Origin of the sequence: Nonomuraea cavernae, assembly GCF_040655715.1 — a bacterium.
Taxonomy (GTDB): Bacteria; Actinomycetota; Actinomycetes; order Streptosporangiales; family Streptosporangiaceae; genus Nonomuraea; species Nonomuraea cavernae_A.
On record NZ_JBFAKL010000015.1, the window covers coordinates 1 to 24193 of the forward strand.

The 24193-nt window shown below is 69.2% G+C and carries 23 protein-coding genes; 8 read left to right on the top strand and 15 right to left on the bottom strand.

Features of this window, described 5'->3' with window-relative positions:
* Positions 1–38 precede the first annotated feature (38 nt).
* Genes AB0I38_RS21980 through AB0I38_RS21990 form a run of 3 tightly spaced genes read right to left on the bottom strand, consistent with a single transcriptional unit; the run spans position 39 to position 3531 of the window.
* The gene (locus tag AB0I38_RS21980; protein ID WP_358470865.1) at positions 39–434 is read right to left on the bottom strand and encodes a DUF742 domain-containing protein; all 396 of its coding nucleotides are present in this window, start codon (positions 432–434) and stop codon (positions 39–41) included.
* Positions 435–439: 5 nt separating this feature from the next.
* Entirely contained in the window at positions 440–862 is a 423-nt protein-coding gene (locus tag AB0I38_RS21985; protein ID WP_358470868.1) for a roadblock/LC7 domain-containing protein, read from the bottom strand.
* A complete protein-coding gene (locus AB0I38_RS21990) occupies positions 859–3531 on the bottom strand; it encodes a sensor histidine kinase (RefSeq protein ID WP_358470871.1) in 2673 nt (890 codons plus the stop codon). Before AB0I38_RS21990 ends, AB0I38_RS21985 begins: the two co-directional genes overlap by 4 nt.
* A gap of 568 nt (positions 3532–4099) precedes the next feature.
* Here AB0I38_RS21990 and AB0I38_RS21995 point away from each other — a divergent pair.
* The 5 genes from AB0I38_RS21995 (at position 4100) to AB0I38_RS22015 (ending at position 9007) form a co-directional block, all read left to right on the top strand.
* On the top strand, positions 4100–5071 hold the full coding sequence (locus tag AB0I38_RS21995) for an ABC transporter substrate-binding protein (RefSeq protein ID WP_358470874.1): 972 nt from the start codon (positions 4100–4102) through the stop codon (positions 5069–5071).
* Positions 5068–5877: an ABC transporter permease gene (locus AB0I38_RS22000; RefSeq protein WP_358470877.1), complete on the top strand. Its 810-nt coding sequence runs from the start codon at positions 5068–5070 to the stop codon at positions 5875–5877. Before AB0I38_RS21995 ends, AB0I38_RS22000 begins: the two co-directional genes overlap by 4 nt.
* On the top strand, positions 5874–6650 hold the full coding sequence (locus AB0I38_RS22005; protein WP_358470880.1) for an ABC transporter permease: 777 nt from the start codon (positions 5874–5876) through the stop codon (positions 6648–6650). The genes AB0I38_RS22000 and AB0I38_RS22005 overlap by 4 nt, the downstream gene beginning before the upstream one ends.
* A gap of 9 nt (positions 6651–6659) precedes the next feature.
* Positions 6660–8117: a dihydroorotase gene (locus tag AB0I38_RS22010; RefSeq protein WP_358470883.1), complete on the top strand. Its 1458-nt coding sequence runs from the start codon at positions 6660–6662 to the stop codon at positions 8115–8117.
* 107 nt (positions 8118–8224) lie between these two features.
* Positions 8225–9007, top strand: coding sequence for an ABC transporter ATP-binding protein (locus AB0I38_RS22015; RefSeq protein WP_358470886.1), 783 nt, complete (start codon positions 8225–8227; stop codon positions 9005–9007).
* A gap of 77 nt (positions 9008–9084) precedes the next feature.
* Here AB0I38_RS22015 and AB0I38_RS22020 read toward each other — a convergent pair whose 3' ends face one another.
* From AB0I38_RS22020 to AB0I38_RS22045, 6 genes are all read right to left on the bottom strand, one after another.
* Positions 9085–9663, bottom strand: coding sequence for a GTP-binding protein (locus AB0I38_RS22020; RefSeq protein ID WP_358470889.1), 579 nt, complete (start codon positions 9661–9663; stop codon positions 9085–9087).
* Positions 9644–10048, bottom strand: coding sequence for a DUF742 domain-containing protein (locus AB0I38_RS22025; protein WP_225263479.1), 405 nt, complete (start codon positions 10046–10048; stop codon positions 9644–9646). The genes AB0I38_RS22020 and AB0I38_RS22025 overlap by 20 nt, the downstream gene beginning before the upstream one ends.
* An 18-nt stretch (positions 10049–10066) precedes the next feature.
* Positions 10067–10489: a roadblock/LC7 domain-containing protein gene (locus AB0I38_RS22030; protein WP_055507217.1), complete on the bottom strand. Its 423-nt coding sequence runs from the start codon at positions 10487–10489 to the stop codon at positions 10067–10069.
* Positions 10486–13584: a nitrate- and nitrite sensing domain-containing protein gene (locus AB0I38_RS22035; protein ID WP_358470892.1), complete on the bottom strand. Its 3099-nt coding sequence runs from the start codon at positions 13582–13584 to the stop codon at positions 10486–10488. Before AB0I38_RS22035 ends, AB0I38_RS22030 begins: the two co-directional genes overlap by 4 nt.
* A 250-nt stretch (positions 13585–13834) precedes the next feature.
* Positions 13835–15232 (bottom strand): aminobutyraldehyde dehydrogenase, encoded by a 1398-nt coding sequence (locus tag AB0I38_RS22040; RefSeq protein ID WP_358470895.1) that lies wholly within the window; start codon positions 15230–15232, stop codon positions 13835–13837.
* 5 nt (positions 15233–15237) lie between these two features.
* Positions 15238–16506 carry a glycosyltransferase gene (locus tag AB0I38_RS22045; protein ID WP_358470898.1) on the bottom strand — a complete coding sequence of 423 codons (1269 nt, stop codon included), beginning with the start codon at positions 16504–16506 and terminating at the stop codon, positions 15238–15240.
* Positions 16507–16622: 116 nt separating this feature from the next.
* On the opposite strand from AB0I38_RS22045, the gene AB0I38_RS22050 reads away from it, so the two are divergent.
* Positions 16623–17228 carry a TetR/AcrR family transcriptional regulator gene (locus AB0I38_RS22050; RefSeq protein WP_358470901.1) on the top strand — a complete coding sequence of 202 codons (606 nt, stop codon included), beginning with the start codon at positions 16623–16625 and terminating at the stop codon, positions 17226–17228.
* Between the two features lie 11 nt (positions 17229–17239).
* On the opposite strand, the gene AB0I38_RS22055 is transcribed toward AB0I38_RS22050, so the two are convergent.
* The 4 genes from AB0I38_RS22055 to AB0I38_RS22070 are packed head-to-tail and all read right to left on the bottom strand — an operon-like array spanning position 17240 to position 21052.
* Positions 17240–18289, bottom strand: a complete 1050-nt coding sequence (locus AB0I38_RS22055) for an ABC transporter ATP-binding protein (protein WP_358470904.1) — start codon at positions 18287–18289, stop codon at positions 17240–17242.
* Complete coding sequence (locus tag AB0I38_RS22060; RefSeq protein ID WP_358470907.1) at positions 18276–19055, bottom strand: ABC transporter permease; 780 nt, start codon at positions 19053–19055, stop codon at positions 18276–18278. The genes AB0I38_RS22055 and AB0I38_RS22060 overlap by 14 nt, the downstream gene beginning before the upstream one ends.
* Entirely contained in the window at positions 19048–19914 is an 867-nt protein-coding gene (locus AB0I38_RS22065) for an ABC transporter permease (RefSeq protein WP_358470910.1), read from the bottom strand. The genes AB0I38_RS22060 and AB0I38_RS22065 overlap by 8 nt, the downstream gene beginning before the upstream one ends.
* A gap of 16 nt (positions 19915–19930) precedes the next feature.
* Positions 19931–21052: a polyamine ABC transporter substrate-binding protein gene (locus AB0I38_RS22070; RefSeq protein WP_358470913.1), complete on the bottom strand. Its 1122-nt coding sequence runs from the start codon at positions 21050–21052 to the stop codon at positions 19931–19933.
* Positions 21053–21219: 167 nt separating this feature from the next.
* On the opposite strand from AB0I38_RS22070, the gene AB0I38_RS22075 reads away from it, so the two are divergent.
* Together AB0I38_RS22075 and AB0I38_RS22080 are read left to right on the top strand one after the other, a co-directional pair.
* On the top strand, positions 21220–22332 hold the full coding sequence (locus AB0I38_RS22075) for a hypothetical protein (RefSeq protein WP_358470916.1): 1113 nt from the start codon (positions 21220–21222) through the stop codon (positions 22330–22332).
* Positions 22329–23297: an SIS domain-containing protein gene (locus AB0I38_RS22080; protein ID WP_358470920.1), complete on the top strand. Its 969-nt coding sequence runs from the start codon at positions 22329–22331 to the stop codon at positions 23295–23297. Before AB0I38_RS22075 ends, AB0I38_RS22080 begins: the two co-directional genes overlap by 4 nt.
* A gap of 21 nt (positions 23298–23318) precedes the next feature.
* Here the strand turns inward: AB0I38_RS22080 and AB0I38_RS22085 are convergent, their stop codons facing one another.
* Together AB0I38_RS22085 and AB0I38_RS22090 are read right to left on the bottom strand one after the other, a co-directional pair.
* Entirely contained in the window at positions 23319–23888 is a 570-nt protein-coding gene (locus AB0I38_RS22085) for a GTP-binding protein (RefSeq protein WP_358470923.1), read from the bottom strand.
* Complete coding sequence (locus tag AB0I38_RS22090; protein WP_358471259.1) at positions 23869–24183, bottom strand: DUF742 domain-containing protein; 315 nt, start codon at positions 24181–24183, stop codon at positions 23869–23871. Before AB0I38_RS22090 ends, AB0I38_RS22085 begins: the two co-directional genes overlap by 20 nt.
* Positions 24184–24193: the final 10 nt, after the last annotated feature.

A 24193-nucleotide genomic window follows, 5' to 3' on the forward strand; every position in this document is an offset into this window, starting at 1 on the left:
CACCGGCCACCACGATCTTCGTCGAGGTAAGGCCCGGACTAGAGCCTGCGAAGTCCACTGAGCACCCTTTCCAGCAGGTTGACATCTGGCCTACCCGCATCCAGCTGCGGCTGATGCACCCGAACCAGACCCTCGGCCGCCATATCAGCGATCAACACCCGCACCACACCCAGCGGAATCCGCAACAGCGCCGACACCTCAGCCACCGACCGAACCTGCCGACACAACTGACTGATCGCCTGATACTCCGGCGTGATATGCGAAAACTCCCGATGCTCAGCCGTCGCCGACGAGACGAGAGCCTCCATCGCGAGCTTGACCCTGGGCGCCGTGCGTCCACCCGTCACCGCGTAGGGACGGACCGGCGAACCCGGATCAGGAGACGACGGCGCCTGCGGCTCGCGGCCGCCGCTGTTCCATCTGGGGTCCGTCACCTACATCACCTGGACTGGGTAGCGCGTAGTTCGGCACGCACCGCGGGAGTGAGCACCTGTCCGGCGCGATCCACCATGAGCGTCATCTGATAGGCCACCAACCCCATGTCACAGTCGGGGGCCGCGAGAACCGCCATGCACGAGCCGTCACTGATCGACATGATCAGCATCAGCCCGCGCTGCATCTCCACGATCGTCTGATTGACCGCGCCGCCCTCGAACACCCGGGCCGCCCCTTGGGTGAGGCTGACCAGCCCGGAGGCGATCGCGGCCAGCTGATCCGCCCGGTCCGCGGGAAACCCCGACGAGGCCGCGAGCGGCAGACCGTCGGATGAGACGACGACGGCGTGGGCGACGCCCGGAACGGTGCTGACGAAATCAGTGATCAACCAGTCGACACCGCGCGCGGCGTGACTCAGGTCGTTCATGCGCCTTCCTCCCTCCTGTCGGCGTTCCTCGGATCAGAGGGATACGCCTTGCCCTCGGTGATGTCGTCACGTGCCGCCCGGAATCCCTGCTGGAAGCTGGACAGCCTGTTCCGGATCCGGTCCGGTGACACCGACGGCATCGGAGTGACGCCCTTCGGCGCCGACGCCGTGTCCGCCGAACCCGGCACCAGATTCGCCTTCGGCACCCGCTTCGGCAACCCCGAAGCCGTCGCCCCATCACGCACCGGCTCCACCACGGCCTCCGCCTTGCTCCATCCGGCGTCGGCCTTGGCCGAACCCCAGCTCGCCCCGCTGGCGAACCAGGCGGACTCGACGGAGGCGAAGATCGGGAGGTACTCGTCACCGGCCGACGGCGGCGTGTTGACCGCCGGGATCGGGCCGGTGTTCGCCGCGTCGGTCTCCGGGAAGTCGTGCCGCTGGGGCCGGGCCGGCGGCCGGGTGAAGTCGCCCCGATCACGGGGCGTCCACGGTGGCGGCCCGTCCACCGGCGGCCGCCTGGGCAGCCCGTTGCCCGCGGCGGGCCAGGCGCCGGGTTCACGCGGCGGGGACATCCAGACGTCGGCGTCCCCGAAGCCGGCGCGCGGGTCGGACGGCCAGCCGCCGGGATCGGACGGCCACTGCGGCTGCATCGGCCAGCCGCCGTTCTGCTCGGGGGCCGGTGGACCGGACGGGTAGGAGGGGTGTCCGGGACCCATCTGGTAGGTGCCGCCCTGCCACGGCGGGACGGGCGCGGGAGAGGGCGCCAGTTGCGGCCCGGTGAAGGCGTCCTCCTGGGACGGGTTCGAGCCCGCGTAGGCGGGCGACTGCGCGCCGAGCATCGACTCGGGCAGCAGGACCATCGCGGTCAGCCCGCCGGTGGCGTGCGGGCGCAGTTGCACCCGGATGCCGTGCCGGTGCGCCAGGCGGGCGACCACGAACAGGCCCATCCGCCGCGACACCGACACGTCCACACTCGGCGAATCGGTGAGGCGGTCGTTGGCCTGGACCAGCTCCTCGTGGGTCATGCCAATGCCGGAGTCGGTGATCGACAGCATCACACCGCCACCATCGATCCGGCTGCCCGACAGCGTGATGCGGGTCTCGCGCGGCGAGAACGACAGCGCGTTCTCCACCAGCTCGGCCAGCAGGTGGATGACGTCGTTGACGGCCTGACCGGCGACGGAGACGCCGTCGGGCACCTGGAGCACGACGCGTTCGTAGCCCTCGACCTCCGACAGCGAGGCGCGGGCCACGTCGACCAGCTTCACCGGCTGACTCCAGCGACGCGGCGGGTCCTGGCCGGCCAGCACCAGCAGGTTCTCGCTGTTGCGGCGCATGCGGGTCGCGAGATGGTCCAGCTTGAACAGGTTGGCCAGCCGGCTCTCGTCCTGCTCACCCTGCTCCAGCCCGTCGATCAGGGTGATCTGCCGCTCCACCAGCGTCTGGCTACGGCGCGACAGGTTCACGAACATCGCGTTGACGTTGCTGCGCAGCCTGGCCTCCTCGCCCGCCAGGCGCACCGCCTCGCGGTGAACCTCGTCGAACGCCCGCGCCACCTCGCCGATCTCGTCGTCGGAGACGACGCCGATCGGCTCCACCTGCACCTGCCCGGCCGAGTCGGACTCGCGCAACTGCTGGACGGTCTCGGGCAGCCGGCGACCCGCGATGAACAGCGCCTCGCGGCGCAGCCTGCGCAGCGGGCCGCTCAGCGAGCGGGCCATCATCACGGTGACGAGCAGGACGAGGATCAGCAGGGCCGCGATCGCGAACGAGAAGACCATCGCGCCCTGCTGCTCGGCCCGCTGCACGGTTTGGCTGCGCAGCAGGATGGAGTCGGCGACCCGCTGTTCGACCTCACGCATGCCGTCGATGGTCTTGCTGACGGCGCCGAACCAGGCCTGGCCGTCGCGGGTGAGGCCGAGGCCCCGGTCGGTCAGCGGCAGGCCGGCGTCCTGCAGCGCCATGGCGCGGGCCTGGATCAGCTCGGCCCGGTCGACCGCCTGGCCGCTGACGGTGTCGTCGTAGGCCTGGCGCAGGTCCAGCGGCACCTGGGCCCGGAAGGTGGCCAGCTCGCCGTCGCGCTGGGCGCGGGCGGCGATGAAGGCGTCCAGCTCGTCCTTGCCGAAGCGTCCGGCGGCCAGCGCGGCGACGAGCAGCGCGCGCTGCCGCGACACGAACTGCTTGGCCCTGGACAGTGCGGCGAAGCCGGCGACGCTGTCGGTGAGCTCCTTGTCGACGGCGCCCTGGTCGATGTTGTCGTTGAGCGCGAGGAAGTCGGAGATGGACTGGTCGTAGAGCTCGATCACCGAGGCGACGTTCAGCTTGGACTCGACCGCCGTCTTGCGGGAGTTGGCCAGCTCGTCGAACCGGTTCAGCACGCGTACGGCCTGGGCGCGCTGGGGGCTGTCGGAGTCGGCGAGCGCCTGGACGCCGCCCCGGGCGTCCTCGACGAGGCTGTCGACCGCGGAGTATTGGGCGGTGACGGGGTTTCGGTCACCCCCGCGCCCCAGCGCGACGTAGGTGGCGGTGAGGTCTCGCTCCAGCTCGGTCTCGTGGGCCAGCCTGGTCAGCTTGCTGGCCACGATCGCGGTCTGGTTGACCTGTTCGTACTCGCTGGCGCTGCTGGCGGAGGATGCGACGCGGAATCCGCCGAGAATCAGTGCTGCCACGGTGGGGATGACGATCAGGGCGAGGAGCTTGGACCGCACCCGCCAGTTGCGCAGCCCGAACCCGCCCGATCGGGCCGGCTTGCCTCTGGCATGAGGGGTCGGGTGCGAGGGCTCCTCAGGGGGTAATCCCGCATCCCCGCCTGCTGGGGGCAATGTAGTTCTCACTGGCCTCCGCGACCTCTCCTAGATGGCCTGGTGCAAGAGATCTGGTGGTGCACGTGCGTGACCCCTGTGCCGCCCCCGAGGACACGTAAGGTCCGAAATCCTATTTATGTTCAACTGATAATCGATATCGCCCGTAAAGGTCACGGTCGATCGATCACCTAGCGCACATCTCTACGTCTCGACAGTAGCCACACGTTCGGGATGAACGCCACCCATCTGTCCACTTCGAACCGGACATACCTCCATGAATACAGTGTGATCATTTTTTCTGCATATATATTGATAATTTCCAGAATCGGGGGAGCATGCGCAAGGGGTTGCCTGCGCTAGGGTGCGACCGTCGTCGATCACCCCCGATCAAAGGAGACGCGACATGAGGTTCGGTGCTCAAGGGCGCACCGCCATGATTGGACTTGTGGTCACCCTTGCCATTACGGGGTGTTCCAGCTCGGATGGCAAGACCACGGAGACCGCCAACGCAAACGGTCTGGAGAAGACTTCTCTCTTGATCGGCCAGTATCCTGGGGCCGACTCCGCCCCCCTGTTCATCGCGATAGAACGCGGCTTCTTCAAGGAGCAGGGCCTCACTGTCAAGACCGAGGCCATCCAGGCGCCGCAGGCGGTGCTGCCCAAACTGGCCAACGGCAGCATGGACGTGGTGCTCGGCAGCTACGCGACCATCCTGACGATCCAGAGCCAGAAAGTGGAGAAGTTCAAGTACATCGCCGACTCCTACCAGGGCGCGACCGGCGGCTTCGGCGTGATGGTGGGCAAGGACTCCCCCATCAAGACGGTCGCCGACCTCAAAGGCAAGAAGATCGGCGTCAACTCACTCGCCGGACTCGGCGTCCTCACGATGAACCCGCACCTCAAGATCAGCGGGCTCAAGCCGCCGCCCGACCCGAGCAAGGACGTCACGTACGTGGAGGTGCCGACCACCAACTGGCTGTCGGCGCTGGAGAAGGGAGACGTGGACGCGGTCTGGATGACCGACCCGTACGTCAGCGAGGCCAAGAACAAGCTCGGCGCGACCATGCTCGTCGACACGATGTCCGGGCCGACCGAGGCGCTGCCGATCACCGGCTGGGCCGCGACCGAGAAGTGGGTGGCCACCAACCCGAAGACGATGGCCGCCTTCCAGCGGGCGATGGCCAAGGCCCAGAACATCGCCGCCACCGACCGCAGCGCCGTGACGAAGATCCTGCCCACGTTCACCAAGATCCCAGCGGAGACCGCCGCCACGATCAACCTGGGCGCCTACCCGACCACGCTCAGCGCCCAGCGCATCCAGCGGGTCGCGGACCTGATGGCCGAGTACGGGTTCATCAAGGAGAAGATCGACGTCGCCTCGATGATCGTCACTTCTCAGGGATGACCACGACGACCACACTGGCGCGGGGAGAACGGCTCCACCTCTCCCGCGCCAGGCTCGGAAAGCTCGTCCGCCACGTCATCGGCGTGGCGGCGTTCCTGCTCCTCTGGGAGCTGGCCGGCCGCACCGGCCTGCTCACCTGGCTGCCGACCGCCTCCGCCTCGCTCGCCCGGGTGGTCGGCCTCGCCGTCGACCCCGCCTTCCTCGGCGACCTGCTCGCCACCCTCACGGCGGCCGCCATCGGCCTGCCGCTGGCCGTGCTGGTCGCCGTCCCCATCGGCCTGCTCCTCGGCACCGTACCCGTCGTCGAGGAGATGACCCGGGCGATCGTCGAGTTCCTGCGCCCCATCCCGTCCGTCGCGCTGATCCCGCTGGCCCTGTTCGCCTTCCAGCCCGAGATCAACGCCAAGGTCGCGCTCATCGTCTACGCCTCCGCCTGGCCCATCCTGATCAACACCCTGTACGGCGTCCGCGACGTCGACCCGGTGGCCACCGAGACGCTGCGCTCGTTCGGCTTCGGCCGCGGCTCGGTCATCATGCGGGTGTCGTTGCCCAGCGCCGCGCCGTTCATCTTCACCGGGATCCGGCTCGCGGCCTCGATCACGCTCATCCTGGCCATCAGCGTCGAGTACTTCGTCGGCGGCGCCGGCGGCATCGGCGCGTTCCTCATCCAGGCCAGCACCGGCATCGGCGCCGACGCGATGGTCGACGTGATCGCGACCCTGGTGTGGGCGGGCGCCGTCGGGCTGGCCGTCAACACCGTGCTGCGGCGCGCCGAGCGGCGGCTGTTCAGGTGGCGATTCGCGTGATCTGGACCATCGTCAAGCGGCTCTGGCTGGTGCCGATCGTCCTGCTCGCCTGGGAGTTCGCCGCCGCCTCGGCCGCGAACCCGTTCTTCCCGCCGCCCACGCTCATCGCCTCCCGGATGTACGAGATGTGGTTCTCCGGGCCGTTCCTGTTCACCGAGGAGGCCGTGGACAACTTCGTGCCCAGCCTCATCCGGGTGGTCGGGTCGTGGGGCGCGGCCGTGGTGCTGGGCGTCGGGCTCGGCGTCGCGCTGGGGCGCACCGCGTGGCTGGCCGACTACATCGATCCGCTGGTCGAGTTCGGCAGGGCCGTGCCGCCGCCCGCCATGCTGCCGGTCTTCCTGGTGCTCTTCCAGATGGGCACGCAGGTGCAGGTGGCGACCATCGTCTTCGGCATCATCTGGCCGATCCTGCTCAACTCGATCGACGGCGCCCGCAACGTCGACCACCTGCAGATGGACACCGCGACCGTCTTCGGGCTGCCCCGGCATCTGCGGTTGTTCCGGATCATCCTCCCCGCGGCGTCTCCGAAAATTTTCGCGGGTCTCCGGCTCAGCGTCTCTCTGGCGCTTATCCTGATGGTCATTTCGGAACTCAAGGGCAGCACCGACGGCATCGGCTACTTACTGAGCGTGGCGAGCAGCAATGCCGACATGCCGGCGATCTGGGCCGGTGTGGTCGTGCTCGGAGTGCTCGGCTACGCCTTCAACTCCCTGTTCCTTCTGGCGGAGCGACGCGTCCTCACCTGGCATCGCGGCGCCCGCGGCACCGCGTAGGAGGCGGTCATGACGGACCTGTTACTGAAGAACGTCCTGGTGGTCACGCACGATCAGGACGAACCCATCCCGGCGGACATCTCCGTGACCGGCGGGCGCATCGACCGGATCGCACCCGGCCTGCCGAGCGAGGGCGTGCCGGACGTGATCGAGGGCGCCGGCCGGCTGGCCTTCCCCGGCGTCGTCGACGGCCACCAGCACTGGGGCATCTACAACCACCTGGCCGACGACGCCGGATCCGAGAGCAGGGCCTGCGCGCAGGGCGGCGTCACGACCGCGCTCACCTACATGCGCACCGGCCAGTACTACCTGAACAAGGGCGGCCCGTACGCCGACTTCTTCCCCGAGGTGCTCGCGCAGGCGGAGGACCGTTCGTACGTCGACTACGGGTTCCACCTCGCGCCCATGTCCCGGGCCCACATCGACGAGCTGCCCGACCTGGTCGAGAGGTTCGGGGTGCCGTCGTTCAAGATCTTCATGTTCTACGGCGGGCACGGGCTGCACGGCCGCTCGGCCGACCAGAACGCGTTCCTGATGCTGCCCGAGGGCGAGCGTTACGACTACGCCCACTTCGAGTTCGTGATGCGCGGCGTGCAGGCGGCCCGCGAGCGCTTCCCCGAGTTGGCCGACGAGATCTCGCTGTCGCTGCACTGCGAGACGGCCGAGATCATGACCGCCTACACCAGGCTGGTCGAGGAGGCGGGCGACCTGAGCGGGCTGGCGGCCTACAGCGCCTCCCGCCCGCCGCACTCCGAGGGCCTGGCCGTCTTCATCGCCTCCTACCTGGCCCACGAGACCGGGCTCGGCAACGTCAACCTGCTGCACCTGTCCTCGCGCAAGGCGCTGGACGCGGCGGTGCGGATGGCGAAGACGTTCCCGCACATCGACTTCCGCCGGGAGGTCACCATCGGCCACCTGCTGGCCGACATCGAGACCGCCAGCGGGCTCGGCGCCAAGGTCAACCCGCCGATCAGACCGCGGGAGGACGTCGAGGCGCTGTGGGAGTACGTGCTCGACGGCACGGTCGACTGGGTGGTCAGCGACCACGCCTGCTGCCGCGAGGAGCTCAAGTTCGGCGCCCCGGCCGACGACGTGTTCCTGGCCAAGGCGGGCTTCGGCGGCGCCGAGTACCTTCTGCCCGGCCTCATCACCGAGGGCCGGCGGCGCGGCCTGCCGTACGGGCGCATCGCCGCGCTCACCTCGTGGAACCCGGCGCGCAGGTACGGCCTGCGTGACAAGGGCACCCTGGCGCCCGGCTTCGACGCCGACATCTGCCTGGTCGACCCCGGCACCACGTGGACCGTACGGGCCGCCGACTCGGAGTCGGCGCAGGAGTACACCCCGTTCGAGGGGTTCGAGCTGACCGCGAAGGTCACCGACACGTTCGTGCGCGGCAACCACGTCCTCGACGCGGGCAAGATCGTGGGCCCCCCGCTGGGCCGCTACCAGCGCCGCCCGCAGAGCTGATCCGATCCACCCCCTGCGAACGCCGGGAATGGACATTTCGCATATGCAACTATTCCCGGCTTCGCTAGAGTCGATGTACTGAATCCGGCTTCCCCCAAGGAAATCCCTTGCTCGAGATAGACAACCTCACGCATGTGTACGGACCAGGCAGCCCCAACGAGCACCGCGCCATCGAAGGGCTGAAGCTGAGCGTCGCCGAGGGTGAGCTTCTGTGCATCGTCGGGCCCTCCGGCTGCGGGAAGTCGACGCTGCTCCGTTCCATCGCCGGACTGATCACACCCACCGGCGGCGAGATCCGGGTCGAGGGCAAGCTGGTCCGCCAGACGCCCGGCAATCTGGCCGTCGTCTTCCAGGACTACAGCCGCTCGCTGTTCCCGTGGATGTCGGTGGCCGACAACGTCGCCCTGCCGCTGCGCCGCAGGAACATGGACAAGCGGCAGCGTCGCGAGGCCGCGCAGGAGGCGCTGGAGTCGGTCGGGCTGGAGGGCGCGGGGCGTAAGTACCCGTTCCAGCTGTCGGGCGGCATGCAGCAGCGCGTGGCGATCGCCCGCGCGCTGGCCTACCGGCCCGCGCTCATGCTCATGGACGAGCCGTTCGGCTCGGTGGACGCGCAGACCCGCGAGGACCTCGAGGACCTCGTGCTGAAGGTGCGCGGGCACCACCAGATGACGATCGTGCTCATCACCCACGACATCGACGAGAGCGTCTACGTCGGCGACCGGGTCGTGGTGCTGTCCAAGGCCCCGGCGCACGTGGTGGGCGACCTCAGGGTGGACCTGCCCGGGCCCCGTGACCAGATCACCACCCGTGAGCACCCCGACTTCGTGCACCTGCGCGCCGAGGTCGGCCGGCTCGTGCGCGGCGTGCCCGCGCAGGCGACCTCCGCCTGACCCGCCACCACGCTCCCCGCGAACGTGAAAGTGCCGCCGGACCTCGGTCCGGCGGCACTTTCACGTGGACCCGCCCGTCAGGCGGGCGTGTGCATGTGGCGGGTCAGAGCGTGCTCGACGAGCGTGATGAGCGTGCTCTTCACCGAGTCGCGCGCGCGGGCGTCGAGGCGGACGATCGGCGTGTGCGGGTTGAGCGACAGCGCCTCACGTATCTCCTCCTCCTGGTGCATGAACTGGCCGTCCCAGCCGTTGATGCCGATCACGAAGGGCAGTTTGGCCTCTTCGAAGTAGTCGATCGCGGGGAAGCTGTCGGCCAGCCGCCGCGTGTCGACCAGCACCACCGCGCCGATGGCACCGCGCACCAGGTCGTCCCACATGAACCAGAACCGATGCTGGCCGGGCGTGCCGAACAGGTAGAGGATCAGATCCCGATCCAGCGACACCCGCCCGAAGTCCATGGCCACGGTCGTGGTGGTCTTGTTGGGGGTGAGCGAGACGTCGTCGACATGGGCCGACGCGTCCGTCATCACCGCCTCCGTCGTGAGCGGCAGAATTTCCGAGACCGCACCCACGAACGTCGTCTTGCCCACGCCGAAGCCGCCGGCCACGACGATCTTCGTCGATGTTAGGCCGGGGCTAGAGCCTGCGAAGTCCACTGAGCACCCTTTCGAGCAAGTTGAGGTCCGGCTTCCCCTCATCCAGCGAAGGCTGGTGCACGCGGATCAGGCCTTCCGACGCCATGTCGGCGATCAGTACCCGGACCACGCCGAGAGGCTGGCGTAAAAGGGCGGAGATCTCAGCAACCGACCTGACGTTCCTGGTCAGCTGAATGATCGCCTGATACTCCGGACTTAGTAGGGAAATGTCTTGGTATTCGGACGTCACGGAGGACACCAACGCCTCCATGGCGAACTTCATCCGCGGAGCCGTGCGACCCCCGGTCACGGCGTATGGCCGCACCAGGGAGCTCGACTTCTGCGAACGGGGAACCGCCGGATGCGGCGGTGTACTATCACCAGCCCAACCCTGACCTGACACCATGATCTCCTGTCACCGTCCCTAGCGAGGACGGGCCGCCTGCAGCTCGGCGCGTACGGCCGGCGTGAGCACTTGGCCCGCCCGCTCGACCAGCAGCGTCATCTGGTAGGCCACCAGGCCCATGTCACAGTCGGGCGCGGCGAGCACGGCCAGACAGGAACCATCGCTGATCGACATGATCATCAACAGTCCGCGCTGCATCTCGATGACGGTCTGCGTCACCATGCCGCCCTCGAAGACGCGTGCCGCGCCCTGCGTCAGGCTGATCACACCCGAGGCGACCGCCGCCAGCTGATCGGCCCGATCCTTCGGGAAACCCTCCGAGAACGCCAGCGGCAAACCGTCAGACGACACCACGACGGTGTGCGCGACGCCTGGCACGTTGTTGACAAAATCAGTGATCAGCCAACTGATGCCACGCGCTCCCTGGCTCAGTTCTCTCATTTCTCCTCCTCGTTATCTTCGCCGCGGGTGAAGGCCCGGCCCTGCCGTACACCCTGCTGGAAGCTGGAGAGCCGGCTCCGCAACCGCTCGGGAGAGATCTGCGGCGCCGGTGACGTGGCCTGCGGCTCGGCCAGGCTGGCCGTTCCCGGCACCAGGTTGGCCTTCGGCACGCGGCGCGGCAGGCCGGAGGACGTCAAGCCGCCCTGGGCCGGCTCCGCCGCGGCCTGCGCCGCCTGGAAGCCGCTGTCGGCCGGAGAGGACCACGACGCGCTCACACCCGACCCACCCGGCGTGCGCCGCGGCAGGCTGGGCCGCTCTGACGTGCTCTGGGGGTCGGAGCGGCGCTGGGGCAACGGCTCGGGAGCGTGGTCGAACCGCACGGCGGGCTGGATGGCGGTCTCCGGCTCCACGTCGTGCTCGGGCTCCTGCCTCGGCAGCAGCTGCTCGGGGTCCGGCCTGCGGAACCAGTCGGAGCCGACCGACGAGAAGATCGGCAGGAACTCGTCACCCTGGTCCTCCATCGGCGAGCTGCGCACGATGGGGAGCGGCCCGGTCAGGTCCTGCGAGGAGTATTCGCCGGGACCGAACGGGTCGAAGGCCGAATGACCGTTGCGTCCGTACGGGTCGGCGGGTGGTGGAGTGGTCTCGGCGAACGACGGCCAGCGTGACTCCCCCGCCGCGAACGGGGCCTTCGGCTCGTCCGTGTCGAAGACCGACCTGCGCGGCTCCTCGCCGTTGGGCTGCCAGCGCGTCTCCTGCTGGGCGGGAAGCTGCTGGGCGGGCGGCGCCTCCTCGGCGAACGACGACCAGCGGGGCTCCTCCTGCCTGGCCGGAGGCGGCTCCGTGGCGAACGACGGCCAATTCGGCTCCGCCACCTTCGGCGGCTCCTCGGCGAAGGAGGGCCAGCGCTGCTCGTCGCGGGCGGGCGGCGGCACCTCCTCGGCGAAGGACGGCCAGCGCTGCTCCTGCGGGGCGGCCGGCGCCTCCTCGGCGAACGACGGCCAGTTGCCGGTGCCCGGCACGGGCAGCGACCCCGGCCACTGGGTGTCCAGCGGCATGTCGTCCATCCGCCTCGGCGGGGCGGCGAGCCCCCCGGGCGGCGAGGCGTAGACGCCGGTGGCGTTGGCCGAGGTCTCGTCGAACATGCTCGGGTCGAAGTCAGTGAAGGCTTCGTACTGGCCGCGCTGCTGGGGCCCGGTGCCCGGGGCGCCGGCGATGAGCATGTCGGGCATCAACACCATGGCGCTCAGGCCGCCGGTCTCCCGCATCCGGAGCTGGACCCGGATGCCGTGGCGCAGGGCCAGGCGGCCGACCACGAACAGGCCCATTCGCCGCGAGACCGCGACGTCCACGACGGGCGGGTTGGCCAGCCGCCAGTTGGCCTCGGCCAGTTCCTCGGCCGACATGCCGATGCCCAGGTCGTTGATCGTCACGAGCACGCCGCCCTCGACGGCGCTGCTGGTGACCTGGACCTTGCTCTCGCGGGGCGAGAACGAGATGGCGTTCTCGATCAGCTCGGCGAGCAGGTGGACGGAGTCGGTGACGGCCGGGCCGGCGATCTGGATGCTGGACGGGATCTGGATCTGGACCCGCTCGTAACCCTCGACCTCGGACAGCGAGGCGCGGGCGATGTCGACGAGCGGCACCGGCTCGCTCCACTTGCGGGCGGCCTCCTGGCCGGCGAGGACCAGGAGGTTCTCGCTGTTGCGGCGCATGCGGGTGGCCAGGTGGTCGAGGCGGAACAGGTTGGCGAGCCGGTTCTCGTCCTCCTCGCCCTGCTCCAGTCCCTCGATGAGCTGCAACTGCCGCTCGACCAGGGTCTGGCTGCGCCGGGAGAGGTTGACGAACATCGAGTTGACGTTGGCGCGCAGCTTGGCCTCGTCGCCGGCCAGCCTGATCGCCTCGCGGTGGACCTCGTCGAAGGCCCGGGCCACTTCCCCGATCTCGTCGCGGGTGGTGACACCGATCGACGGCACCTCGGGCACCGCGGCGCCGTCGCCGGACTCGCGCAGCACGCGGACGGTCTCGGGCAGCCGGTTGGTGGCCACCTGGAGCGCTTCGGCGCGCAGCCGGCGCAGGGGGCGGACCAGCGAACCGGCCACCCGGGTGGTGATCACCAGGACCAGGAGGAGCAGGACCAGGATCAACGCGCCGGTGATGATGGCGCTGCGCTGCTCGGCGTCGCTCAGCTCGCGGGTCTGGGTGACGATGCCCTGGGCCAGGCCGTCCTCGACCTTGCGCATGGAGTTGACGGCCAGCGTGGTGCTCTCGTGCCAGAGGGTCAGGTCACGGCGTGAGGTGACGTCGAGGTCCTTGATGGCCTTGTACTCGCGCAGCTGGGCCAGGGCGCGCTGGCGCATGGAGTCGGCGCGGTCGATCTGCACGCCCCTCATGCCCTTGCGGTAGGCGGCCAGGTCGGCCGCGCCGGCCTCCTGCTCGAAGCTCGCGAGCTCGGCCTGCTGGCGGTTCCACGAGCCGAGGAAGTCGGACAGGTCGTCGTAGTCGAGCTGCCGCTCGATCAGCGCCACGACCAGGATGACCTGCTGGCGGGCGACCTCTTCCTTCATCCTGCCGAGGGCGCTGAGGGCGGCGACGTCTCCCTGCAGGCGGTCGTCGCTGACGCCGGCGGCCAGGTCACTCTGCAGGTTGGCGAGAACCTCGATCATGGTGGAGAAGGTGCGGACGGCGGCCCGGGGCGGGACGCTCTCTCCCACGATCGACTCGCGCAGGCCGTCCAGCCCGTCGAGCCAGCGGCGCATGTCGACGACCTCGGCGAGCACGCGCGGCGAGTGGGAGGCGTCGATGGCCTGCATGGCGGTGAGCACGCGGCCCCTGGCGGCGTCGACGGCCTTGCGCTGGTTGCCGAGCTGCGCCAGCCGCCCTGCCCTGCGCCGGTCCGCGATGTACCAGGCGGTTAACGTGCGTTCCTTGCCGAGCTCGTGCGAGAGCTGGCCGGTCTGCTGGACCAGCTCGGCGACCTGGGTGAGCCGGCGGTACTCGGCGCTGGTGCCGATGGCGTCGGCCAGCTGCACGCCGGCGAGCAGCACGCCCACGACCGTCGGGATGAGGATCAGCGCCACCAACCTTGAGCGCACGCGCCAGTTCCCCAGCCGGAACCGTCCGCCTGTGTGCTCCCCGGACTTGGTGTGCCTGGGGTTATCCGTCCTCACTGACTCTCGCAACCTCTCGCCGGTACGTGCTCGAAAATCTGACACGCGTGGGGCGCATGGGATTTGTCGGGGCTGGGTAATTGGAACACAACCCGTACCAGATCGGCCAACCGGACATTTCCCATCAAATACGACCAAACGTGATTTTTGGGCCGCATATCGCCGTACGTGTTTTTCAGGCTGGCCGGAAGGAGTCGCGCTCCACCGGCATCGCATGCTTGACCATCAGGTGACGGGTCACCGAATACTCCTGCACCGCCTCCTGGCTCATGTCCTTACCGAATCCGCTGCCCTTGACCCCGCCGTGCGGAGCCTCGCTGGCGATCGGGAGATGGTCGTTAACCCAGGTCACACCCACATCGAGGCGATGCGAGACCCTCATTGCCCTCGCCACGTCGCGCGACCACACCGACGAGGCCAGGCCGTAGCGCGTGTCGTTGGCGAGCCTGACGGCCTCGTCCTCACCGTCGAACGGAAGGACCACGAGGACGGGACCGAAAAGTTCTCCCTGGACGATATCGCTGTTCTGCGCGACATGCGTCACAAGCGTGGGCGGATAGGCGAATCCGGGGCCGTCGACCGGGCTCCCACCATGGGCGATACGCCCCCCGGATCGTTCCACGAAACCGTGCACCCGCTGCCGGTGCTCCGCCGAGATGAGCGGGCCGATGTCGGTGGCCGGGTCCCAGGGGTCGCCCACGGTGATTTCGGCAAGTCTTGCCCGGATCGCCTCCACGGCCTCGTCGTACATCTGGCGGGCCACGTAAACGCGTGTGGCGGCGGTGCAGTCCTGGCCGCTGTTGTAGGTGGCGCCCATGGCCACGCCGCCCGCCATCTCGGCCAGGTCGGCGTCCTCGAACACGAGTGCGGGCGCCTTGCCGCCGAGCTCCAGGTGCACCCGCTTGAGCGTCCTGGCCGCGCCGGTCATGACGGCCCTGCCTGTCTCGGTCGAGCCGGTGACGCTGACCATGTCCACGCCCGCGTCGGTCACCAGCGCCTCGCCCACCTCGGCGTCGCCGGTGACCACCTGCACGAGCCCGTCGGGCGCGCCCGCCTTGGCGAACAGCTCGGCCAGCCGCAGCGTGGTGCGCGGTGTCTGCGGCGCGGGCTTGATGACCACCGCGTTGCCCGCCGCGATGGCCGGCCCGAGCTTCCAGACGGCCATCACGAACGGGAAGTTCCACGGTGCGATCGAGCCGACCACGCCCACCGGGCGGCGCAGCATGATCGAGGTGTAGCCGCGACTGAACACCCCGGCGCCCGAGCCCTCCAGCGAGCGGGCCGCCCCGGCGAAGAAGCGCAGGTTGTCGGCGGCGAACGGCAGCTCACCGTCGCGGAAGACGGCCGCGGGCTTGCCGGTGTCCTCCACCTCCAGCCGGGTCAGCTCCTCGGCGTCGGCCTCGACCAGGTCGGCCAGCCGCAGCAGCACCCTCGCCCGCTCGCCGGGCGTGCTCTCCGCCCACTCCGCGTAGGCGGTGCGGGCCCGGGCCACGGCCCGTCCCACACCTTCCACCGGGGTGTCGGCAACCGTGTCGTGGACCTGTCCGGTCGCCGGGTTGATCAGTTCGCGCATGATGACTACTTCTGTCCGAGTTCTTCGATGAGGTCGGCGGCCTTGCGCAGGCCGTCGCGGCCGCGGATCTCCTCGCCCGCGGCGGCCAGCCGGTCGCGCAGCTCGCTGTCGCCGAGCAGCCGGTCGAGGGCGCCGGTCAGCTCCTCGTCGGCGAAGCCGTACGTGGAGAGCCGGACGCCGTAGCCGAGCTCGTGGACCCGCTGGGCGTTGTCGTACTGGTCCCAGAACAGCGGCAGCAGGATCATCGGCTTGCCGAAGTGCAGGGCCTCGGTGGTGGTGTTGTTGCCGCCGTGGGTGATCACCAGGTCGCAGAGCGGGATGATCTTCGTCTGCGGCAGGAACTCGGCGCCCCACATGTTGTCGGCCAGCTTGATCTCCTCGTGCAGCGGGCCCTTGGAGACGATGAACCGGTGCGGGGTGGTGGCCAGGACGTCGATCACCCGCTGCATCAGCTCCACGTCGGAGGAGCCGAGTGAGCCGAGCGAGAAGTAGACCAGGGCGCCCTCGCCCCGCTCGAAGGGCAGCTCGAAGGACTCGTCGGTCTCGCGGACGGAGGAGTCGAGCCGGTGCCAGGTGGGGCCGAGCGGACGGTCGGCCGTGTAGTCGATGATCTCCGGGTAGACGTAGAGGTTGAGGTCGCCCTCGTGGATGAAGTCGAGGTCGGGCAGCGGCTCGGTGCCCTGCTCGACGCACCACTCGTTGAAGGCGCTCCACAGCTCGCGGTGGGTGCGGTCGTACTCCGAGCGGAAGGCGTCCCACTCGCTCCGGTCGCCCGCGGGCAGCCCGGAGAAGACCGGCGCGATGTTCTCGCCGCGCACCTCCAGCGGGTTGCAGGAGACGATGCGGACGAACTTCCTGCCCGCCGTGAGCAGCGCCGGGAACGTGTTGACGTTGTCCTCGACGATGATGTCGGGCTGGACCCGCTCGATGATCGCCTTGAGCTGCGGCTCGCAGTACTTCGCGCCGTCGATGAGCGACTCCCAGATCGGCTTGGTGACCGTCTCCAGCTGCTCCAGCGTGCTCTTGCGGTATTCGGGCGCGGTCTCGCGGATGAAGTCCTTCCAGAACTGGCCCGCGTCCTGCTCCTCCTCCGCCGGGGGCGCGAGGTCGACGAGGTCCTCCTCGAAGCCGAGCGCCGCGAGCTTGCCCTTCCAGGACGCCTCGGCGGCGAAGACGACGCGGTGGCCGCGGCGGCGAAGGATGTCGCCGATGCCGATGCAGTTGTTGGTGGGCCCGTAGGCGCTTTCTGGCATGAACAGGACGGTGAGAGACATCGTGCACTCCGGGGCGGTTAAATTGAACGGCAATTCAAATGCTCATCTAGCGTGAAGGTCAACTTCAGGGCACTATGGTCATGAGTTCCTGAACTACTGACTAAAAGGTGGTGAGCATGGCCCAGCGCAAGAGCCGCACCGACCGGCGCATCGACCTCATCGAGGCCGCGCGCCGGGCCATCATCCGGCACGGTGTCGACGGGGTCCAGCTTTCGCACGTCGCCGAGGAGGCCGGGCTCACCTCCGGCGCCGTCCTCTACCACTACCCCGACCTCAGCGAGCTGCTGGTCGAGGCCCAGCACGCCGGGATGGAGAGGTTCTACGAGCAGCGGCTGCGCCAGCTCGCCACCATCACCGACCCGGTCGCGAAACTGGCCATGACGATCAGGTCGGGGCTGCCGACCGGACCGCTCGACCCGGACGTGCGGCTGCTCAACGAGCTGGGCGGGGCCGCCGGCCGCAACCGGATGTACGGCGTGCTGCTCACCTCGCTCTACGACCGCCAGGTGTCGATGTACCAGTCGATCCTGGACACCGGCACGGCGCTCGGGGTGTTCAGGCTGAGCGTCGACTCGCTGACGGTCGCGCGCAACCTGGTCGCGCTGGAGGACGCCTATGGCTATCGCATCACGGCCAGGCACCCGCTCATCGGCCCGGCGGAGGCCGCGGAGCTGATCCTGTCCTACGCGCGCACGGCGACGGGCAACGACCTCGTCCACTGACCCCCGGGGCTTCATCGCGCCCCCGGGATGATGACGGCGTCGGGCGCCTCCCAGCGCAGATTCACCTCGGCCCCGGGCTGCACGCCGCTGGCCCCCTGGACGGCCACCAGGACGGGCCTGACGTGACCGGGCACGTCGATCGAGATGTGCGAGATGCCGCCGTAGAAGCTGACATCGAGTACGGCGCCCTTGAGCCTGTCGGAGGCCGTCGCCGCCTCGTCCAGCCGGATCTTCTCCGGCCGGACGCCCAGCAGGGCCTTGGCCCCCTCCTCCAGCCCGTCCAGCAAGGTGCCGGGCAGCGGGCCGAAGTCGTCGGTCAGCAGCGCCCCGGCGCCGGCGGTGCCCTCGAAGAGGTTGTTGGCGCCGACGAAGTCGGCGACGAACGGCGTGCGGGGCCGCTCGTAGAGCGCGACCGGCTCGTCCACCTGGCGCACGTGGCCGTGCTCGAAGACCGCGATGCGGTCGGCGAGCGACATGGCCTCCTCCTGGTCGTGGGTGACGACCACGAACGTGATGCCGACCTCGTTCTGCAGCCGCTTGAGCTCCAGCTGCATGTCGGCGCGGACCTTCTTGTCGAGGGCCGAGAGCGGCTCGTCGAGCAGCAGCAGGCGCGGCCGCTTGACGATGGAGCGGGCCAGCGCGACCCGCTGACGCTGGCCGCCGGACAGCTGCGCGGGCTTGCGGTCACCGTGGGCGGACAGCCCCACGGTCTCCAGCACCTCGCCGACCCGCTTCTTGATCTCCCGGCGGGGCAGCTTCTCGCGTTCGAGGCCGTAGGCGACGTTCTTGGCCACGGTCATGTGCGGGAACAGCGCGTACGACTGGAACATGAGGCTGATCGGCCGCCGGTTCGGCTGCCTGCCGAGCAGGTCCTCGCCGTCGAGCGTGACGGTGCCGCCGTCGGGCGTCTCGAACCCGGCGATGATGCGCAGTAGCGTGGTCTTGCCGCAGCCCGAGGGGCCGAGCAGGGCGAAGAACTCTCCCTGCCCGATCTCCAGGGAGACGTCGTCGAGCGCGGTCACGTCGCCGAACCGGCGGGTGATCCCGTCAATCTTGAGCACGTGACTCACCGATCTTGGTCAGGCGCTGGCCCACGATCACCGCGGTGAAGCTCACCAGCAGCAGGATCGCGCCCAGCGCGTTGATCTCAGGCGTGACCCCGAAACGGATCATCGAGTAGATGACGATCGGCAGCGTCTGTTCCAGGTTGCCGATCGTGAAGAAGGCGATCACGAACTCGTCCAGCGACAGCGTGAACGCCAGCAGCGCGCCGGCGATGATGCCGGGCGCCAGCTGCGGAAGCGTGACCTTCACGAACGTGGTGACCGGCCCGGCGCCGAGGTCGCGCGAGGCCTCCTCCAGCGAGGTGTCGGCACCCGACAGCCGGGTGCGCACCACCGCGGCGACGAAGGCCATCGAGAACACGGCGTGCGACAGGGTCACCGAATGGAGGCCGAGCGTGAACTGCACCACGCCGTAGAAGACCAGCAGGCCGATCGCGAGCACCAGGTCGGGCAGCACGGCCGGCATCAGCGCGACCGCGTCGAGCGTCTTGGACCGGGTGTGCCTGGCCAGGCCGACGGCCAGCAGCGTGCCCAGCACGGTGGCGATCACCGTCGAGCCCACCGCCACGATCAGCGTGTTGACCAGGCCCTCCATGACCTTCGCGTCCTGGGCCAGCACGCCGTACCACTTGAGGCTGAAGCCCTCGTAGGTGTAAGCGGACTTGCCGGAGTTGAACGACATCACGACGAGCACGATGATCGGCGCGTACAGGAAGACGTACGTGAACCAGAACGGGACGTGCAGCAGCCTCGACCTACGCACGGCGGGCCGCCCAGGCCTGCGCGATGAGGAGCAGGACGAGCACCGCGACGAGCGCGGTGGCCAGCGCCGAGCCGAACGGCCAGTCGCGGGCCTTCAGGAACTCGCTGCGGATCAGGTTGCCCACCATGATCGACTTACCGCCGCCCAGCATCTCGGGGATGACGAAGTTGCCGAAGCTCGGCACGAACACGAACAGGGAGCCCGTCATCACACCCGGCACGGTCAGCGGCAGCGTCACCTTGCGGAACGTGGTGAACGGCGAGGCGCCCAGGTTGGCCGACGCCTCGCGCAGCTGCGGATCGAGCTTGTCGATCGCGGCGTAGAGCGGCAGCACCATGAGCGGCAGGTAGGAGTAGAGCAGCCCGGTGACCACGGCCCCGTCGTTGTAGAGCAGTTCGAGCGGGTCGAAACCGAGCGCCTTCAGACCGGAGTTCACCAGCCCCTGCCCGTTGAGCAGGATGATCCAGGCGTAGACCCGGATGATGAAGTTGGTCCAGAACGGCAGCACGATCGCCACCAGCGCGATCGTCCGCCACTTCGACGGCAGCTGGGCGATCAGGTAGGCCGTCGGGTAGCCGAGCAGCAGCGCGATCAGCGTGGTCACGGTGGCGATCTTCAGCGAGTCGGCGACCACCCCGAGGTAGAGCGGGTCGACCAGGCGGGTGAAGTTCTCGCCGGTGAACTCGTAGACGATCCCGCCGAAGCGTCCACGCTGGAAGAAGACGTTGCTGAGCACCAGCGCCAGCGGCACCAGCATCAGCACGACCAGGTAGACCAGGCCCGGCGCGAGGAACACGAACGCGCCCAGCCGGCGCTCCCTCGCGGGGGAGGCCGGCCGGGCGGCAGCTTGCGGTTTCACTGCGACTGATCTGCCGTTAATCTGCCGTGATTTCCTGCGACAGCCGCGCGAACTTCGTCGACGCCTGTCCCAGGTCGATGATCGACTCACCGTCGAGCAGCTCGGCGGGCTTGATGCCGAGCAGCGAGCCCGGGGGGACCTTCACCTGGTCCATCGCGGCCTTGTTGGGCACCTTGTAGTTGATGTTCTCGGCGGCCCAGCGGTGGATCTCGGGGTCCAGGATGTAGTTGATGAAGGCGTGCGCGGCCTCCTTGTTCTTGGAGGACTTCATGATCACCATGGTGTCCACCCAGAGGTCGCTGCCCTCCTTCGGCACCACGAACTTGATGTTCTGCTTCTCGTCCGTGGTCGGGCACCAGCCGTCCCACGCCTCGACCATGACCGCCTCGCCCGACACGAGCAGGTCACCGAAGGTGGTGTCGTCGAACTTGAGCAGGTGCGGCTTGGCGTCGAGCAGCAACTGCTTGGCCTTGGCGATCTCCTCGTCCTTGTCGGTGTTGACCGAGTAGCCCAGGGACTTGAGCGCGGGCAGGGCCAGCCAGCGCTCGGTGGTCATCAGGGTGACCTTCTTGTCGGCCCAGGCCGGCGGCTTGAGGAGGTCGTTCCAGCTCGTGGGCGGCGTCTTCGCCAGGTCGCTCCGGTAGCAGATGCCGGTCGTGCCCCAAGTGTAGGGCACGGAGATCTTGTTGCCCTTGTCGTAGGAGAGCTGAGTGGCCTCGGGGTACAGGTTGGACAGGTTGGGGATCAGCTCGGGGTGGATCGGCTCCAGCAGCCCCTGCTCGTTGAGCGCCTGCGCGTACTGACCCGACACGAACGCCACGTCGATGCCGCTGTCGCCGGTGGCGGTGAGCTTGGTCATCGCCTCCTCGTTGGTGGCGTGCAGCGCGATCTTCATGTCGGAGACCTTGAACTTCTCCTTGAACTTCTCAGTCAGCTCCTTGGGCGTGTAGCCGTCCCACACCGTCACGTTGAGCGACTGCTTCGAGAGGTCGGCATTGGGGTTGAGCTGGGCGGCCGTCGCCTGCGGGGCCGTCTCTGCGCTATCGGTCGACTCACCGCCGCACGCCGCGACGGCGAGCGCGAGGCCGGCCACCGCGACGGCGGCCGGAAGACGACGGGTGAACCGGGTACGGAACACGGCCGCTACTCCTTTGGATCCGAGGTACGAGGGGTCACGCGACCAACCGGGCACGGGAGACCAGAGCAGGAGTGTTGCAGGCGAAATCAACATGAGCAAGACTTTTGCTGACATTGCTACCTGGAAGTTTGGTCAGACTGTTGAATTCGGATTCAATTTGGAGACGCTTGATCTCCCTGGGTGAGAGAAATCTCACAGAGCGAGATCGCGGTCTCACCGCCGCGCTGATCACGCTGTTGGACGGCGACGTGCCGCAGCCCTTCGGGCTCCGCCGGTTCCAGCAGTTGCCCAGCTTCTCGCACCACAACGCCGGTTTCCAGCCCGGGGTCCCAGGCGAGCGCGCCTTCGGCGAGCACGTCGATCAGACAAACTATTCGGTCGTCGTAGGTGATCAGGTCGTTGTCAAGTGGCTGACACCGCCCGCGCCGATGCCGCACCCGGCCGTCGACGTGCTGGCCCATCTCGTTGAGGCCGGCTTCAATCAGACCGCGCCTCCCTACGCGGCCCTGACTCTCCGTGAAAAGTCCGGCGAGGTGCTGCTGGCCCTGGTCACGGGCTACCTGCCGGAGGCACGGGACGGCTGGGAGTGGTGCGTCGACGAGGCCGAGGCCGGGCGCACCGCCTTCGCCGGCGACCTCGGCCGCCTCGCCGCCGACCTCCACCTCGCCCTCGCCACCTTCCCCGGCGCCGGGCCGCCCGCCGGCCCGCTGCGCGCGGCGGGCCGCGCCGAGCGGGCGCTGCGGGAGGCGCTCGACCTCACCGAGGGCGACGACGGCCGGTGGCTGGCCTCCAGGGCCGGCGACCTCCGGCGCGAGCTCGCCCCCCTGACCGCGCCGATCACCACTCCGCTGATCCGCATCCACGGCGACCTGCACGTGGGTCAGATCCTGCGCTGGCGCGACGGCTACGCGGTGATCGACTTCGACGGCAACCCGACGGTCACCGAGGCCGAGCCGTACCAGCCGGCGGCCCGGGACCTGGCCCAGCTCACCACCAGCCTGGAACACGTCGCCCAGGTGGCCGTCAAGCGCCGCGGCACCCCGCCCGGCCGGGCGGCCGACTGGGCCCGCACGGCCCGCGGCCTGCTGCTGGACGCCTACCGCGACCGGCTGGCCGAGCGTGACGGACGGCACCTGCTGGACGAGTCCCTGATCCGCCCGTTCGAGATCGAGCAGGAGTGCCGCGAGCTCATCTACGCCGCCCGCCACCTGCCCCGCTGGCGCTACGCCCCGATGGGCGTGCTGCGCGCCTGGTACGACGACACCAAGGAGACACCGTGAACCCCGAGCTGTACCTGGCCGACCTGGAGGCCAAGCCGGCCGCCCTGGCCGCCCTGGCCGAGTCGCTGGAGACCGCCGACCCCTTCGAGTCCCTGCCCCGGGACATCGAGCGGGTGCTCTTCCTCGGCATGGGCAGCTCCCGCTACGCCGCCGGCGTGGCCGCCCTCCGGCTGCGCGCCGCCGGGTTCGACGCCTACGCCGAGTACGCCTCGGCCGCGGCCACCTTCCCGGCGTCCCGTGGCACGCTGGTCGTGCCGATCTCGGCCACGGGCGGCAGTCGCGAGACCCTGGACGCGGTGGCCCGTTACGCGGGCACCGAGGTGTTCATGGCCGCGCTCACCAACGACCCCGGCGCGGCCGTCGGCGAGCCGGCCGACCTGGTGGTCCCCCTGCTCGCGGGCGAGGAGCGGGGCGGCGTCGCGTGCCGGACGTTCCAGCACACCCTCGCCCTGCTGCTCGCCCTGCAGTCACACCTCACGGGCGCCCGGCGGGAGCTCGACGTGGCGGCTCTGGTGCGGCGGGCCGCCGAGGCGACCGCCGACCTGCTGGACCGCCGCGACGAGTGGCTCCCCACGGCGCTCGAACTCCTCGACGGCCCGCACGGCGTCTACGCCGTCGCGCCCGCCGAGCACCTGTCGTCGGCCGAGCAGTCGGCCCTCATGCTGCGCGAGGGCCCCCGCCGGCCCGCCGACGCCTGCGAGACGGGCGACTGGTCGCACGTGGACGTCTACCTCACCAAGACCCTCGACTACCGGGCGCTGTTCTTCCCCGGCTCCCGCTACGACGAGCAGGCCATGGACTGGGTACGCGAGCGCGGCTCGACGGTCGTGGCCGTGGGCGCCGGCCTCAAGGGCGCCGCGGCCTCGATCCGCTATCGCCACGACGACGACCGCGACGTCGCCCTGCTCACCGAGACCCTGGTGGCGGAGCTGGTCGCGGCCACCTGGTGGTCGGCTCAGTCCTGAGGCGGGCGCGGGGACGGCCGGTCAGTGCGCGCGGACGGTCATGGCGTGCTCCACCAGCGCGATGAGCGTCTTCTTGACCGCCTCGCGGGCACGGGCGTCGGTGCGCACCACCGGCACGTGGGGAGAGAGCGTGAGCGCCTCCCGCACCTCGTTCTCCATGTGCGGGAAGTGACCGTCCCACCCGTTGAGGCCGACCACGAACGGCAGCTTGGCGTCCTCGAAGTAGTCGATCGCCGGGAAGCTGTCGGCCAGCCGCCGCGAGTCGACCAGCACCACGGCTCCGATCGCGCCGCGCACCAGGTCGTCCCACATGAACCAGAACCGGTGCTGGCCCGGAGTCCCGAACAGGTAGAGGAGCAGATCACGGTCGAGCGCCATCCGCCCGAAGTCCATCGCGACCGTCGTGGTCGTCTTGCCCGGCGTGTGCGCCAGGTCGTCGATGCCCGACGACGCGTCCGTCATCACCGCCTCCGTGGTCAGCGGCATGATCTCGGACACCGCTCCCACGAACGTCGTCTTCCCGACACCGAATCCACCCGCGACCACGATCTTCGTCGAGGTGAGGCCCGAACTAGAGCCTGCGAAGTCCACTGAGCACCCTTTCGAGCAGGCGCCTGTCAGGCAGCCCTGCCTCCAACTGTGGCTGGTAGACCCTGACCAGCCCTTCCGCCTCCATGTCCGCGACCAGCACCCTCGCCACTCCCAGGGGGATGGCCAGCAACGCCGACACCTCCGCCACCGACCTCACTTGGCGGCACAGTTCGCTGATCGCACGATACTCCCGTGTGTACGTCATTCCGAGCTGTGCCGAGGTGGCCGACGAGACGAGCGCCTCCATGGCGAGCCCGCTCCTCGGCGCCGTCCGGCCGCCGGTGACGGCGTACATCCGGACCAGG

Coding starts and splice junctions, on each gene's coding strand:
- AB0I38_RS21985 (WP_358470868.1), bottom strand. CDS start 862: ATGAACGACCTGAGTCACGCCGCGCGCGGTGTCGACTGGTTGATCACT.
- AB0I38_RS21995 (WP_358470874.1), top strand. CDS start 4,100: ATGATTGGACTTGTGGTCACCCTTGCCATTACGGGGTGTTCCAGCTCG.
- AB0I38_RS22000 (WP_358470877.1), top strand. CDS start 5,068: ATGACCACGACGACCACACTGGCGCGGGGAGAACGGCTCCACCTCTCC.
- AB0I38_RS22010 (WP_358470883.1), top strand. CDS start 6,660: ATGACGGACCTGTTACTGAAGAACGTCCTGGTGGTCACGCACGATCAG.
- AB0I38_RS22025 (WP_225263479.1), bottom strand. CDS start 10,048: ATGGTGTCAGGTCAGGGTTGGGCTGGTGATAGTACACCGCCGCATCCG.
- AB0I38_RS22030 (WP_055507217.1), bottom strand. CDS start 10,489: ATGAGAGAACTGAGCCAGGGAGCGCGTGGCATCAGTTGGCTGATCACT.
- AB0I38_RS22040 (WP_358470895.1), bottom strand. CDS start 15,232: ATGCGCGAACTGATCAACCCGGCGACCGGACAGGTCCACGACACGGTT.
- AB0I38_RS22045 (WP_358470898.1), bottom strand. CDS start 16,506: ATGTCTCTCACCGTCCTGTTCATGCCAGAAAGCGCCTACGGGCCCACC.
- AB0I38_RS22050 (WP_358470901.1), top strand. CDS start 16,623: ATGGCCCAGCGCAAGAGCCGCACCGACCGGCGCATCGACCTCATCGAG.
- AB0I38_RS22090 (WP_358471259.1), bottom strand. CDS start 24,183: ATGTACGCCGTCACCGGCGGCCGGACGGCGCCGAGGAGCGGGCTCGCC.